At 65.2% G+C, this 14,911-nt stretch carries 6 protein-coding genes; all 6 read left to right on the forward strand.

Going from position 1 to position 14,911, the window contains the following annotated elements; all coding sequences use genetic code 11:
* Positions 1 to 97: 97 nt before the first annotated feature.
* A complete protein-coding gene (gene hutI / locus FZF13_RS22585) occupies positions 98 to 1,330 on the forward strand; it encodes an imidazolonepropionase (RefSeq protein ID WP_024922242.1) in 1,233 nt (410 codons plus the stop codon).
* The gene (hutH, locus tag FZF13_RS22590; RefSeq protein ID WP_024922243.1) at positions 1,327 to 2,871 is read left to right on the forward strand and encodes a histidine ammonia-lyase; all 1,545 of its coding nucleotides are present in this window, start codon (positions 1,327 to 1,329) and stop codon (positions 2,869 to 2,871) included. The genes hutI and hutH overlap by 4 nt, the downstream gene beginning before the upstream one ends.
* Positions 2,868 to 3,686, forward strand: coding sequence for an N-formylglutamate deformylase (gene hutG, locus FZF13_RS22595; protein ID WP_024922244.1), 819 nt, complete (start codon positions 2,868 to 2,870; stop codon positions 3,684 to 3,686). The genes hutH and hutG overlap by 4 nt, the downstream gene beginning before the upstream one ends.
* 19 nt (positions 3,687 to 3,705) lie before the next feature.
* On the forward strand, positions 3,706 to 5,382 hold the full coding sequence (hutU, locus tag FZF13_RS22600; RefSeq protein ID WP_024922245.1) for a urocanate hydratase: 1,677 nt from the start codon (positions 3,706 to 3,708) through the stop codon (positions 5,380 to 5,382).
* Between the two features lie 5 nt (positions 5,383 to 5,387).
* Positions 5,388 to 5,963 carry a HutD/Ves family protein gene (locus FZF13_RS22605; protein WP_024922246.1) on the forward strand — a complete coding sequence of 192 codons (576 nt, stop codon included), beginning with the start codon at positions 5,388 to 5,390 and terminating at the stop codon, positions 5,961 to 5,963.
* 280 nt (positions 5,964 to 6,243) lie between these two features.
* Entirely contained in the window at positions 6,244 to 14,799 is an 8,556-nt protein-coding gene (locus FZF13_RS22610; RefSeq protein ID WP_024922247.1) for a glycoside hydrolase family 94 protein, read from the forward strand.
* Positions 14,800 to 14,911: the final 112 nt, after the last annotated feature.

Consider the following 14,911-nt stretch of genomic DNA (forward strand, 5'->3'; position numbering starts at 1 on the left):
ATAATCCTCCCTGTGCGTAATCGACGCCAGAATAACACTTGCGCCGCGTCTCAATATGTATATACATAATTTCAGTGGAGTGAAGCGGAAAAAAGCTATGGCTGAGGAGGAGAAGGGCCGGGCAGGGGCAAGCCGCGTGTGGCGCAATGCGCGCCTTGCGACGCTGGCCGAAACTGCCGCAGGTCTTGGTGAAATCGAACGCGGCGCCGTCGTGGCGCGCGATGGCCGCATTGCCTATGCTGGTCCCGAAGCGGACATGCCGGCAACTCCTTCCGGAACTCAAATCGTCGATTGCGAAGGCCGTTGGATCACGCCCGGCCTTATCGACTGCCACACCCATCTCATCCATGCCGGTAACCGCGCCAACGAATTCGAGATGCGGCTGACTGGCGCCACCTATGAAGAAGTCGCCCGCGCCGGCGGCGGCATCGTTTCCTCGGTGAAGGCGCTGCGTGCGGCGAGCGAGGATGAGCTGGTCGCGCAGACCCTGCCGCGCCTCGATGCGTTGATGGCCGAAGGCGTCACTACCGTAGAGGTGAAATCCGGCTACGGGCTCGATCTCGCCAATGAGAAGAAGTCGTTGAGGGCGGCGCGCCGCCTCGGCGTGGCGCGCCCGGTGACGGTGCGCACCACCTTCCTCGGCGCGCATGCGCTGCCGGTCGAGGCCAATGGCGACAAGGACGCTTACATCGACCTGGTGGCCAAAACGATGCTGCCGGCGGTCGCCGCCGACAAGCTCGCCGACGCCGTCGACGGTTTCTGCGAGGGCATCGCCTTTTCGCCGGAGCAGATTGCCCGCGTTTTCGACGCAGCGAAGGCTGCCGGCCTGCCGGTGAAGCTGCATGCCGACCAGCTGTCCAACCTGAATGGTGCCGCGCTTGCGGCCCGCTATGGTGCGCTCTCGGCCGATCATCTCGAATATACCGACGATGCCGGTGCCGCGGCGATGGCCAAGGCTGGAACGGTCGCCGGCATCCTGCCCGGCGCCTATTATTTCATCCGCGAGACGAAGAAGCCGCCGATCGCACTGTTTCGCCAGCATGGCGTGAAGATGGCGGTGGCCACCGACAACAATCCTGGCACTTCGCCGCTCACCTCGCTGCTGCTCACCACGAACATGGCGGCGACGTTGTTTGGCATGACCGTTGACGAATGCATCGCCGGCATCACCCGCGAAGCCGCCCGCGCACTCGGATTGCAGGGCGAAACCGGCACGCTGGAAGCCGGTAAATGGGCCGACCTCGCCATCTGGGATATCGAGCGGCCGGCTGAACTTGTTTATCGCATGGGCTTCAATCCGCTCCATGCTCGTATCTGGAGGGGACAATGACCGAACTCGTACTGAAACCCGGAAACGCCACGCTGGCCGACTGGCGCGCCATCTATCGCGGCGCCGTGCCGGTGCTCGATCCATCCTGCAAGCCGGCCATCGAGGCCAGCGCCAGGGCGGTCGAGCGCATCGTCGCCAAGGGTGAGCCGGTCTATGGCATCAACACCGGCTTCGGCAAACTCGCCAGCGTGCGCATTCCCGCCGCCGACCTTGAAACGCTCCAGCGCAACATCGTGCTCAGCCATGCCGCCGGCGTCGGTGAGCCGATGCCTGTCGCGGTGGCGCGATTGATGATGGCGCTGAAGCTCGCCTCGCTGGCGCAGGGCGCTTCCGGCGTGAAGCCAGCGACGATCGATCTCTTGCAGAAGATGCTGGCCAACGACGTCATTCCGGTGGTGCCGGCGCAAGGCTCGGTCGGCGCTTCTGGCGATCTTGCGCCGCTCTCGCACATGACGGCGGTGATGATCGGCGTTGGCGAATGCTTTACCCCGCATGGCCGCTTCCCGTCCAGGGTCGCCTTTGCCTCGCACGGCCTGGAACCGGTGACGCTGGGCGCCAAGGAAGGGCTGGCGCTGCTCAATGGCACGCAGTTCTCCACCGCCTATGCGCTGGCCGGCCTGTTCGAGGCAGAAGTGCTTTATCAATCGGCGCTGATAGCCGGCGCGCTGTCGACGGATGCCGCGAAAGGTTCCGACGCGCCGTTCGATCCGCGCATTCATCTCTTGCGCAAGCATCGCGGCCAGATCGAGACCGCGGAAGCGCTGCGCAACCTGATGGCCGGCAGCGCCATCCGCGAATCCCACCGCGTCGGCGACGAGCGCGTGCAGGACCCGTATTGCCTGCGCTGCCAGCCGCAGGTCATGGGCGCCGCACTCGACGTTCTGCGCAAGGCCGCCGACACGCTGCAAACCGAGGCCAACGGCGTCACCGACAACCCGCTGATCTTCGCCGAGGACGACACCGCGCTGTCCGGCGGCAATTTCCATGCCGAGCCGGTGGCGTTCGCCGCCGACATGATCGCGCTCGCCGTCTGCGAGATCGGCTCGCTGTCGGAGCGGCGCATCGCCATGCTGGTCGATCCGGCGCTGTCCGGCATGCCGGCCTTCCTGACGCCAAAACCCGGCCTCAACTCCGGTTTCATGATCCCGCAGGTGACGGCGGCCGCACTCGTTTCCGAAAACAAACAGAAGGCCTATCCGGCCTCGGTCGATTCCATCCCGACCTCGGCCAACCAGGAAGACCACGTCTCGATGGCCGCGCATGGCGCGCGCCGCCTGATCGGCATGATCGAGAACGCCACCGCCGTGATCGGCATCGAATTGCTTGCCGCGGCCCAGGGCTGCGATTTCCACCAGCCGCTGGCTTCCAGTGCCGCGCTGGAGGCCGTGCGCAAGGCGGTGCGGACGCAGGTGCCTTATCTCGACGACGACCGTCATTTCCATCCCGACATGGAAAAGGCGATCGCGCTGGTGCGCGGTGGCGCGCTGGTCGAGGCCGCCAAGGCGATCAAGCTGCCGGCGATCAGCGGGGGCGCTGCATGACGCAGCCCGCCTGGCTCACCGTCCAGCGCGGCGAGGCGCCGCTGCTGGTCTCGATCCCGCACACCGGTACCGACCTTGCCGGGCTGGACGATCGTTTCGTCTCTGCCTGGCTCGCCCGCCGCGACGCCGACTGGTGGATCGAGCAGCTTTACGATTTCGCCGTCGGCCTCGGCGCCACCGTGGTGCGCACCACGATCTCGCGTTCCGTCATCGACGTGAACCGCGATCCGTCCGGCGTCTCGCTTTATCCGGGGCAGGCGACGACGGAACTGTGCCCGACAACGACCTTCGACGGTGAACCGCTCTATAAATCAGGGCTTGAGCCGAACACCGACGACGTGGCCGGGCGCCGCAAGATCTATTTCGAACCATACCATGCCGCGCTCGAGGCCGAGATCGCGCGGCTGCGCGGCCTGCACGGCAAGATCGTGCTCTACGATTGCCACTCGATCCGTTCCGTCATCCCGAGGCTGTTCGAAGGCAAGCTGCCGCTGTTCAACCTTGGCACCAATTCCGGCAAGAGCGCCGATCCGGCGCTTGAGAAAAAGGTCGCCGACATCATGGTCGCGACGGGGCGGCCCTGGGTCGTCAACGGCCGCTTCAAGGGCGGCTGGATCACCCGCGATCATGGCCGGCCGCAAGACGGCGTCCATGCCTTGCAGATGGAGCTTTCCTGCCGTGGCTACATGCTGGAGCCGGAAGGCAAGGTCGGTCCGGCCAACTGGCCGAGCCGCTACGATCCCGAATTCGCCGCGCCGATGCGCGCGACGCTGACTGAAATCCTGACGACCGCACTCAACTGGGCGAAGGCCTGATCTTCGAGGGAGCATTCGCATGACCCAACACACCCGTATCGACAATTCCCGCACCATCCGCGCCGCCACCGGCACCGAGCTGACCGCCAAGAGCTGGCTCACCGAAGCGCCGCTGCGCATGCTGATGAACAATCTCGACCCGATCGTCGCCGAAAAGCCCGGCGAGCTGGTGGTCTATGGCGGCATCGGCCGCGCCGCCCGCGACTGGGACAGTTTCGACCGCATCGCCGGCGCGCTGCGCAAGCTCGAGGCTGACGAGACGCTGCTCGTTCAGTCCGGCAAGCCGGTCGGCGTGTTCAAGACGCACAAGGATGCACCGCGGGTTTTGCTGGCCAATTCCAACCTCGTGCCGCACTGGGCGACCTGGGAGCATTTCAACGCGCTCGATAAGAAGGGCCTGATGATGTACGGCCAGATGACGGCCGGTTCCTGGATCTATATCGGCTCGCAGGGCATCGTGCAGGGCACCTACGAGACCTTCGTCGAGCTCGGCCGCCAGCACTACAATGGCGACCTGTCCGGCCGCTGGATCCTCACCGCCGGCCTCGGCGGCATGGGCGGCGCGCAGCCGCTGGCCGCCACCATGGCCGGCGCCTCCTGCCTTGCCGTCGAGTGCCAGCCCTCGCGCATCGAGATGCGTCTGAAGACCGGTTATGTCGACGTCCAGGCCAAGGACCTCGACGATGCGCTGGCCATCATCGACAAGGCCTGCAAGGAAAAGAAGGCGATTTCCGTGGCGCTGCTCGGCAACGCCGCCGACATCTTCCCCGAACTGGTGAAGCGTGGCGTGCGCCCCGACGCGGTCACCGACCAGACCTCGGCCCACGATCCGGTCAATGGCTATCTGCCGCAGGGATGGACCGTCGGGCAATGGGAAGAAAAGCGCGAGCGCGATCCCAACGCTGTCGTCGTCGCCGCCAAGAAATCCATGGCCACCCATGTCAAGGCGATGCTCGACTTCCATAAGATGGGCGTGCCCACCGTCGATTACGGCAACAACATCCGCCAGATGGCACTGGAGGAAGGTGTCAAGGACGCCTTCGATTTCCCCGGTTTCGTGCCGGCCTATATCCGTCCGCTCTTCTGCCGCGGCATCGGCCCGTTCCGCTGGGCAGCACTCTCGGGCGATCCGGAGGATATCTACAAGACCGACGCCAAGGTGAAGGAACTGACCCCCGGCAATCATCACCTGCACAACTGGCTCGACATGGCGCAGAAGCGTATCAAGTTCCAGGGCCTGCCGGCGCGCATCTGCTGGGTCGGCCTCGGCGACCGTCACCGCCTCGGCCTCGCCTTCAACGAAATGGTCGCCAAGGGTGAATTGAAGGCCCCGGTCGTCATCGGCCGCGATCATCTCGATTCCGGCTCGGTCGCGTCGCCCAACCGCGAGACGGAAGCGATGAAGGACGGTTCGGATGCCGTGTCCGACTGGCCGCTGCTGAATGCTCTGCTCAACACCGCGTCAGGTGCCACCTGGGTGTCGCTGCATCACGGCGGCGGCGTCGGCATGGGCTTCTCGCAGCATTCCGGCATGGTCGTCGTCGCCGACGGCACGGAAGATGCGGCACGCCGGCTCGAGCGTGTGTTGTGGAACGATCCGGCCACTGGTGTCATGCGCCATGCCGATGCCGGCTACGACATCGCCATCGAATGCGCCAGGGAACACCAGCTCAACCTGCCGGGCATCCTGGGCTAAACGCGATGCGCATCCTGCGTGCGGCCGATTATCGTTCCATGCCGTGGAAGAACGGCGGCGGCGTGACGACGGAAATCGCCGTCTCGCCGGCCGGCGCCGGACTGGACGATTTCGACTGGCGCATCTCGATGGCGCGCGTCGAGGCGGGCGGGCCGTTCTCGGTCTTTGCCGGCATCGACCGCACGCTGTCGATCCTGGAAGGCGAGGGGATGCGGCTGACGATCGCCGGCCGCGCGCCGGTCGAGCTCACGCGCGCATCCGATCCGCTTTTCTTTCCCGCCGACGCGGCGACCGATGCGTCGCTGCCGGCGGGACCGATTACCGACCTCAATGTCATGACCCGCCGTGGCCGCGCGCGCCACGGCGTTCGCCGGCTGGTGCTTGCCAAGCCGTTCGACTTCGTCTCTGAAGCCGCCACCACGCTTCTGTTCTGCCATCAAGGCAGCATCGCGATCGGCGAATCGTCGCCCGTCGCGCTCGATGCCCACGACACGCTGTGGCTCGACGGAGCCAGCGAAACGCTGCGGCTCGTGCCCCAGCCGCACGCGATCCTTTTTGTGATCGCCATCCAAAACGATTAAAGGCTGATTCCAAGCGTTATCGCGCCCGGCCCGAAATATCGCGCCGGGCGGTTGCGCTATCACGAAAATGCCTGAATCCTTGCCATTCGATCGGCCCGTTGGTAGCGCAGGCGCGTGCATAGAGGTTGTCGGGGGAGCAACGGCCACTAATCTTCGACGAGATGAGAGGACAAGCTCGTTCGACCCGCTTTGCTACGCAATCAATCACCTGTAAATCGATATCGAACATCGGGGACGATAGGGTCGCGCCGCGACCGGTTCCCGCCGCACGGATTGCTTGATGAACATTCAGAATAGCCCCGCCGAAATCAGGACCGCCGCCGCGCGTTTCCCAGCCGCTGCGGAGGAGCCGATCCGGTCGCAGTACTTGTCCGAGGACAGGTTGCGGGCGCTGGGCGAAAGCCTGGCACGGGGCGATGTCTCCGATCTCGCCGGGCTCGAGCCGTTCGATTTCCAGAAGCGCAACCGCGACAGCGCCAAGAAGATCCTCGAAGTCTACCGCCTGACCAATGCCGCGCAGGCGCGGGGCGAGACGGTGACGCCGGCCGCCCAGTGGCTGCTCGACAACAATTATCTGGTCGAGGAAACGATCTATCAGATCAAGCGTGACCTGCCGCGCCGCTTCTATCGCCAGCTGCCGACGCTGAAGCTCGCCGATGGCACCGCCATTCCGCGCGCGCTTGCGGTTGCCTGGGCCTATGTCGCGCATTCCGACAGTTCGATCTCCTCGCAGATGTTCAAGGCGATCGTCGAGGGCTTCCAGTCGATCGAGCCGATGAAGATCGGCGAGATCTGGGCGCTGCCGTCGCTGCTGCGCTTCGTCTTGATCGAAAACCTTCGCCGCCTTGCCGTGCGCGTCAACCGCTCGCGCGACATGCGGCTCATCGCCAATGACGTCGCCGACAAGGTGCTTGCCGCCGGCGACAGCGCCGACCGCCAGTCGATCCTGGGCAAGTACCAGGCGCATGCGGGCGACACCACTTTCGCCACCCAGCTGCTCTACCGGCTGCGCGACGGTTCGCAGAATGCCGGCAGGGCGCTCGAATGGCTCGAGGCGGAGCTGGAGAAGTCCGGCACCGACGCCGAGGAAATCACCATCGCCGAGCACCAGACGCTGTCGAGCGGCAACGTCACCACCGGTAACATCATCCGCGGCCTGCGCTTGATCAACGACGTCGACTGGACGGTCTGGTTCGAAGGGGTCAGCCGCATCGACGCGTTGTTGCGCGAGCGGACCAATTTCTCGGAACTCGATTTCGCCTCGCGCGACCAATACCGCACCGAGATCGAGGAACTGGCCAAGCGTTCGAAGCAGTCGGAATACGTCGTTGCCGAAAAGGCGACGGATATGGCGGCGGCGGCCGGGCAGGCTGTCGACCAGGCTACGGATGCGGCCAACGGCACTGACATCGGCTTTTTCCTTGTCGGTTCGCGCCGTCCCGAACTTGAAAAGGCGATCGGCTATTCGCCGAGCCTCGGCCGCAGCTTCCTGCGCGGTTTCCGCAAGACCGGCTGGCTCGGCATCGTGCTGCCGGTTTTCCTGCTCACCGTCCTCTTGTTGTGGTTGACGGGCAACGCGCTGGCCGCTCTTGGTCTGCCGATCGCGGGCATCACGCTGATGTTGCTGCTGTTCGCCGTACCGGCCAGCGAAGGCGCGCTCGCCTTCTTCAACACCGTGGTGCTTTTGTTCCTCAAGCCGACACGCCTTGTCGGCTATGAATACAAGGACGGCATTCCGGTCGAGGCGCGCACCCTGGTCGTGGTGCCGTCGCTGATCGGCTCCCGCGACGATGTCGAGGAGAATGTCCGCAACATCGAGGTGCATCACCTCGCCAACATGTCGGGCGAATTGCATTTCGCCCTGCTTTCGGACTGGCCCGACAGCAAGGCGGAAATCAGTGCCAACGACACCGAGATCCTCGATTTCGCCCATAGCCAGATCGCGATGCTCAACCAGCGCTATCCGACCGAGGGCGCGCCGCGCTTTTATCTCCTGCATCGGCGCCGGCTCTACAATCCGGCGCAGGGCGCATGGATGGGCTGGGAACGCAAGCGCGGCAAACTGCACGAATTGAACCTGCTTCTGCGCGGCGACAGCGACACCACCTTCCTGCCGCTGGAGACGCCGCTGCCGGAGAACATCGTGCATGTGATGACGCTGGACGCGGACACGCGCACCACGCGCGACGCGATCGCCAAGCTCATCGGCAAGATGTGCCATCCGATGAACAAGCCGCATTTCGACCCGGTAAAGCGCCGCGTCACCGCCGGCTACGGCATCATGCAGCCGCGCATCACGCCGTCGCTGACCACCGGCGACGAGGCGTCGTTCTTCCAGCGCGTGTTCTCGGCCAATCGTGGCCTCGATCCCTATGTCTTCGCCGTGTCCGATCTCTATCAGGACGTGTTCGGTGACGGCTCCTTCACCGGTAAGGGCCTCTATCATATCGATGCCTTCGAGGCCGCGCTGAAGGGGCGCATCGAAGACAACACCGTGCTCAGCCACGACCTGCTCGAAGGCGCGCTGGCGCGTTCGGCGCTGGTCACCGATGTCGAGCTGGTCGAGGATTATCCGACCCGCTACTGGGTGGACGCCTCGCGTACCCATCGCTGGGCGCGCGGCGACTGGCAGCTGTTGAGCTTCATCTTCGATCCGCGTTCTGGCGTGCCCGCATTGTCGCGTTGGAAGATGATCGACAATCTGCGCCGTTCGCTCACCCCGATCTTCTGGGTGATGGCGGCGATCGCCGGCTGGACGCTTTTGCCGTTCACGCAAGCCGCGCAGTGGCAGGCGCTGCTGATCCTGACTTTGTTCATGGCGCCCACCTTCGACATCGTCAACGCCATCATCCCGAAGAGCAGCGATGCCACGCCGCGCGGGCATTTCTCGGCCTTGGCGCACGACATCGCCTTCGGCACCGCCATGGTGGCGCTGAAGATCGTCTTGATGGCACACCAGGCCTGGATGATGGGCGACGCTATCATCCGCACGCTTTACCGCCTGTTCGTCAGCCGCAAGAATCTGCTCGAATGGCGCACCGCCTCGCAGGCGCACAAGGGCAGCGGAAACGACATCGGCTCCTATTACAGCATGATGTATGGCGCGGTGATCATCGGCGCCATCGGCCTCGTCATCCCGGTGTTCGACGATTCTACCGGCGCCTTCGTCGCCTTCGCCTTCGCCCTGTTCTGGATCGGCTCGCCGGCCTTTGCCTGGCTGGTCAGCCGTTCGGCCGAAACCGAGGACCGGCTGCACCTGTTGCCGCAGGACGTGCATGCGCTGCGCGTCGCGGCGCGCCGCACCTGGCACTATTTCGAGAACTTCGTCACGGCCGAACAGAACCATCTGCCGCCGGACAATTTCCAGGAAAACCCGAAGCCGATCGTGGCGTCGCGCACCTCGCCGACCAATATCGGCGTTTATTTGCTTTCGGTCGTCTCGGCCCGCGATTTCGGCTGGATCAGCCTGTCGGAAGCGATCGCGCGCATCGACGCGACCATGCAGACCATCGAGCGCATGGAGCGCAGCCGCGGCCATCTCTACAACTGGTACGAGACGACGACGCTCAACCCGCTGCGTCCGACCTATATTTCAGCGGTCGACAGCGGCAATCTCGCCGGCCATCTGGTGACGGTGGCGGCGACCTGCGCCGAATGGGCGGAAGCGCCGTCCGTGCATCTGCATGGCGATGTCGAGGGGGTGCTCGACACCGTGGCCATCCTCAATGAAAGCCTGGACGATCTGCCGGACGACCGTCGCCAGCTGCGGCCGCTGCGTCAGCGCCTGGCCGACCGGTTGGACGGCATGCGCCGCGCCGTGCGCACCATCAAGGCGCAGCCCGAAATGGCTTCCGCGCGCACCGTCAACCTGACCGTGCTTGCCGGAGAAATCCGCAAGCTCGCCGCCGCCATCCATGCCGAAGCCAATTCGACCGCCAGCGACATCATCGTCGACTGGGCGGCGCGGCTCGAAGCGACATGCGAGGCGCATGTGCAGGACGCGCAGGCCGACGAGAAGGCGGCGCAGGCGTTGCGCGTCAAGCTGCTCGAATTGCACGAGCGCACCCGTCGCTACGCCTTCGAGATGGAGTTCGGTTTCCTGCTGCGGCAGGACCGCAAACTCTTGTCGATCGGCTACCGGGTCGAGGAGCGTCAGCTCGACGAGGCCTGCTACGACCTGCTTGCCTCCGAATGCCGCCTGACCAGCCTGTTCGCCATCGCCAAGGGCGACCTGCCGACCGAGCATTGGTTCCGCCTCGGCCGCCCGGTGGTCGAGATCGGTTTCCGCGGCGCGCTGATGTCGTGGTCCGGCTCGATGTTCGAATATCTGATGCCGCCGCTGGTCATGAAGGAACCGCAGGGCTCTATCCTGAACCAGACAAGCAAGCTGATCATCAAGCGGCAGATGCAGTACGGCCGTTCCAAGAACGTGCCGTGGGGCATTTCGGAAGCGGCCTACAATGCCCGCGACCGCGAGATGAACTACCAGTACACCAATTTCGGCGTGCCCGGCCTAGGCCTGAAGCGCGGTCTTGGCCAGAACACGGTGATCGCGCCCTATGCGACGATCATGGCCGCGCAGTTCATGCCGCGCGAGGCCGTCGCCAATCTGAAGCGTCTCGAAAGCATCGGCGCGCTTGGCCGCTACGGCTATTACGACGCCGTCGACTTCACGCCGCAGCGCGTGCCGGAAGGCACCGACCATGCCGTGGTGCAGAACTATTTCGCGCACCATTCCGGCATGTCGATCGCCGCCATCGCCGACGCCGTCTTCGAGGGCCGGCTGCGCGACCGCTTCCACAGCGATCCGGTCATCGAATCCGCTGAACTGTTGCTGCAGGAGAAGGCGCCGCGCGAAATCCCGGCCGACACGGTGCGAACCGACGTCGAGGAACAGGCCGTCGCCGACGAGACCGAATTCCAGAACCCCGACACGCGGGTCGTGCTCGACCCCGCCTGGGCGCTGCGTGCCACCAATCTGATGTCGAACGGCCGCTATTCGGTGATGGTGACGGCGACCGGCTCGGGCTATTCGCGCTGGGGCGACTTTTCCGTCACCCGCTGGCAGCCGGACCCGACCGAGGACCGGATGGGCTCCTACATCTTCCTGCGCGATGCCGACACCGGCGACTGGTGGTCGGCCACCGTCGAGCCGAAGCGCGTGCCGGGCGAGGTTGCCCAGGCACAGTTCTCGGACGACAAGGCGTCCTTCATCAAGACCGTGCATTCGCTGCGCTCGGAAGTGGAATGCATCGTCATTTCCGAAGGCAATGGCGAGGGCAGGCGGGTCACGCTCTATAATGACGGCGCCACCGATCGTCATATCGAGGTGACCTCCTTCGCCGAGCTGGTGCTCGGCACGGACGCCTCCGACAATGCCCATCCGGCGTTTTCCAAGATGTTCGTGGAGACTGAGATCGCGCCTAACAGAAATGCGATCTTCGCCGCGCGCCGCAAGCGCGACGCCGGCGAGCCGGACATCGCCGCGGCCCACTTCGTCACCGATCCGTCCGGTCTTGCCCGCGACGGCGAAGCCGAGACCGACCGCCGCGCCTTCATCGGCCGTGGCCGCACCATCGCCGATGCCGCCGCCTTCGATCCCGACGCAAAGCTCGGCGGTCATGCCGGCTTTACACTGGATCCGGTCGCCGCACTCAGGCGGCGCGTGCGCGTGCCGGCCAACAAGAAGATATCGCTCACTTTCTGGACGGTGGTCGGTGCCAACCGCACCGAACTGGACGAGGCGATCGCACGGCTCGACCATGCCGAGAGCTTCGCCCGCCAGGCGATGCTGGCCTGGACCCGTTCGCAGGTGCAGACGCGCCATCTCGGCCTCAGCCTGACCGACGCGGCCAATGTGCAGAAGCTGGCGCGCTACCTGATCTATCCCGATCCGTTCCTGCGCCTGCCGTCGGACGCGGTCGCGTCCGGTCTCGGCAAGCAGTCCAGCCTGTGGCCAACCAGCATTTCGGGCGACTTCCCGATCTTCGCGGTACGCATCGGCGACGTCGCCGATCTGGAGATCGTCGCCGAGGCGCTGCGTTTCCAGGAGTATATGCGTGCACGCGGCATGACGGCCGACCTCGTCATCGTCAACGAGCAGGCGTCTTCCTATGTCCAGGACCTGCAGCAGGCGATCGATGCTCTGTGCGAGAACAGCCGCCTGCGCGGCAACGAGTTCGGCCCGCGCCAGCACATCTTCGCGGTGCGTCGCGATTTGATGGACGAGACCACCTACAAGACGCTGCTGGCGGTGGCGCGCGTGGTGCTGCACACCCGCAACGGCATGATCTTCGACCAGATCGAACGGGCCGAGGCGGCGGCGATCCAGGCACGCGACGTGCTCAATCCGGGTCGGGCGGCACAAATCGCCGAGACACCCGCGCCCCGCAAGCCGGAAAAGGATGGCAGGGACATCGCCGCCGACGGCACCGATCTCAACTACTGGAACGGCTATGGCGGCTTCGACGGCGACGGCCGTCACTATGTGGTGCGCCTGACCGGTCGTCGCTCGACGCCGCAGCCATGGATCAACGTCATCGCCAACGAGGCGTTCGGCTTCCACACATCGGCTGAAGGCGCTGCCTTCACCTGGAGCCGCAACAGCCGCGACTATCAGTTGACGCCGTGGTCGAACGATCCGGTCGCCAACCGGCCGGGCGAGGGCATCTACATCCACGATCTCGACAGCGGCGAATCCTATTCGCCGACGGCGGCGCTGCTGCGCGACCCGGCCATGGTCTACGAGACCTGGCACGGGCAGGGTTTTTCCACTTTCCGCACCAAGCGTGGCGCATTGTCGATGGATTTGACCCATGTCGTCGATCCGACGGACCCCGTGCGCGTCACGCGGCTGCGTATCCAGAACTCCGGCACAGAGCCGGCAAGGCTGCGCATCTACGCTTACGCCGAATGGGTGCTCGGCAGCCATCGCTCGAAGACGGCCGCGACCATCCTGTCGCAGCGCGACGAGGCAACCGGCGCGCTCCTGGCCCAGAACCCCTATGGGCTCGACTTCGGTGATCGCGTCGCCTTCCTGGCCAGCGATCGCGAACCGCAATCCTTCACCGCTGACCGACAGGAGTTCCTCGGCCGGCACGGCACCAGCGCGTCGCCGCAGTCCGTCACCGCGGGTGCTGCGCTCTCCGGCCGCATCGAGGCCGGCGACGATCCATGCGCGGCATTGGCGCGCGACGTCGACATTCCGGCGGGCGGCGACGTCACGCTGCTGTGGTTGATGGGCGACGCCGGTTCCGCCGGCGAGGCGAGCGCATTGGTCAAGACGCATCGCGCCAAGGACTTTGACAAGCGGCTTGCCGACAACGAGGTCGCCTGGCGCGGCTTCCTCGACACGATCCAGGTAGAAACGCCCGACAAGGCACTGGATGCCATGGTCAATCACTGGCTGCCCTATCAGGCGCTGGCCTGCCGCATTCGTGCCCGCACCGCCTTCTATCAGGCGAGCGGCGCCTTCGGCTTCCGCGACCAGCTGCAGGACACGCTGGCCCTGTTGGCGCATGACCCGTCGCTGGCACGTGAGCAAATCCTGAACGCCGCCGGACGCCAGTTCCCGGAAGGCGACGTGCAGCATTGGTGGCTGCCGCGCACCGGCGCCGGCGTGCGCACCACGATCTCGGACGACGTCGTCTGGCTCGCGCATGCGGTGTCGCGCTACATCACCGTGACCGGCGACAAGTCGATCCTGAAGGAAGCGCTGCCGTTCATCGAGGGTAAGCCGCTGGCCGAGGGCGAGCACGACTCCTTCTTCGAGCCGCAAGTCTCCAAGACGATCGTGCCGCTCTACGAGCACTGCGCGCGGGCGTTGGACCTAGCGATCCAGCGCACCGGTGCCGACGGGTTGCCGTTGATGCTGGGCGGCGACTGGAACGACGGCATGAACCGTGTCGGCGTTGGCGGCAAGGGCGAGAGCGTCTGGCTGGGCTGGTTCCTGCTGAAGACGCTGACCGACTTCTCTGCGGTCGCCAAGGCACAGGGCGATGCCAAGCACGCCAAGGCCTGGGAGGCGCATGCCGCCAACCTCAAGCGAGCGCTGGAGAACAAGGCCTGGGACGGCGAGTGGTATCGGCGCGGCAGCTTCGATGACGGCTCGCCGCTCGGTTCGCGCGGTTCCGACGAGTGCAAGATCGACTCGATCGCGCAGTCGTGGAGTGTGTTGTCGGGCGAGGGCGATCCGGCGCGGTCCCATACGGCGATGGATCAGGCGATCAAGCATCTGGTCGACGAAGAGCTCAAGATCGTGAAGCTGTTCACGCCGCCCTTCTCCAAGACCACGAAGGATCCCGGCTACATCAAGAGCTATCCGCCGGGCGTGCGCGAGAATGGCGGCCAATATACCCACGCCTCGACGTGGTTCGTCATCGCCTTGGCCGAGATGGGGCGCACTGACGAGGCCTATCGCTGCTTCTCGATGCTGAACCCCGTCAACCACGCCCTCGACGCGGACGCGGCCGAACACTACCGGGTCGAGCCCTATGTCGTCGCGGCCGACATCTATGCCGGCGAAGGCAAGGGCGGGCGCGGCGGCTGGACCTGGTACACCGGTTCCGCCGGATGGCTCTACCGTGCCGCTGTGGAAGGCATTCTGGGCATCGAGCGGCGCGGCAAGCGCGTCGAGATCAACCCGAAACTGCCGTCCGACTGGCCGGGTTATTCGGCCAGGCTCAAGATCGACGGCACCGAGCACGCGGTCCGCGTCGTGCGCGCCAAGGGCGCCAAGACGATCTCGCTGGAAGTGGATGGCGCCAAGGTCAAGGGCAACGCCTTCGACCTCAAGGACGGCAAGATTACCGAGGTCGTCGTCAAGATACCGGCCTGATGCCGGAGGGCGGCCGCCGGAAGTCACCGGCGGCTGCCTTGAAATGCACAAAAATGTGGCAGCGGCGGGCTTCTGCCGCAATTTTGCCGCAGCATTGGGATTTCACCTTTTA

This window comes from Mesorhizobium terrae (genome assembly GCF_008727715.1).
In the GTDB taxonomy this organism is placed as follows: domain Bacteria; phylum Pseudomonadota; class Alphaproteobacteria; order Rhizobiales; family Rhizobiaceae; genus Mesorhizobium; species Mesorhizobium terrae.

Coding starts and splice junctions, on each gene's coding strand:
- hutI (WP_024922242.1), top strand. CDS start 98: ATGGCTGAGGAGGAGAAGGGCCGGGCAGGGGCAAGCCGCGTGTGGCGC.
- hutH (WP_024922243.1), top strand. CDS start 1,327: ATGACCGAACTCGTACTGAAACCCGGAAACGCCACGCTGGCCGACTGG.
- hutG (WP_024922244.1), top strand. CDS start 2,868: ATGACGCAGCCCGCCTGGCTCACCGTCCAGCGCGGCGAGGCGCCGCTG.
- hutU (WP_024922245.1), top strand. CDS start 3,706: ATGACCCAACACACCCGTATCGACAATTCCCGCACCATCCGCGCCGCC.
- FZF13_RS22605 (WP_024922246.1), top strand. CDS start 5,388: ATGCGCATCCTGCGTGCGGCCGATTATCGTTCCATGCCGTGGAAGAAC.
- FZF13_RS22610 (WP_024922247.1), top strand. CDS start 6,244: ATGAACATTCAGAATAGCCCCGCCGAAATCAGGACCGCCGCCGCGCGT.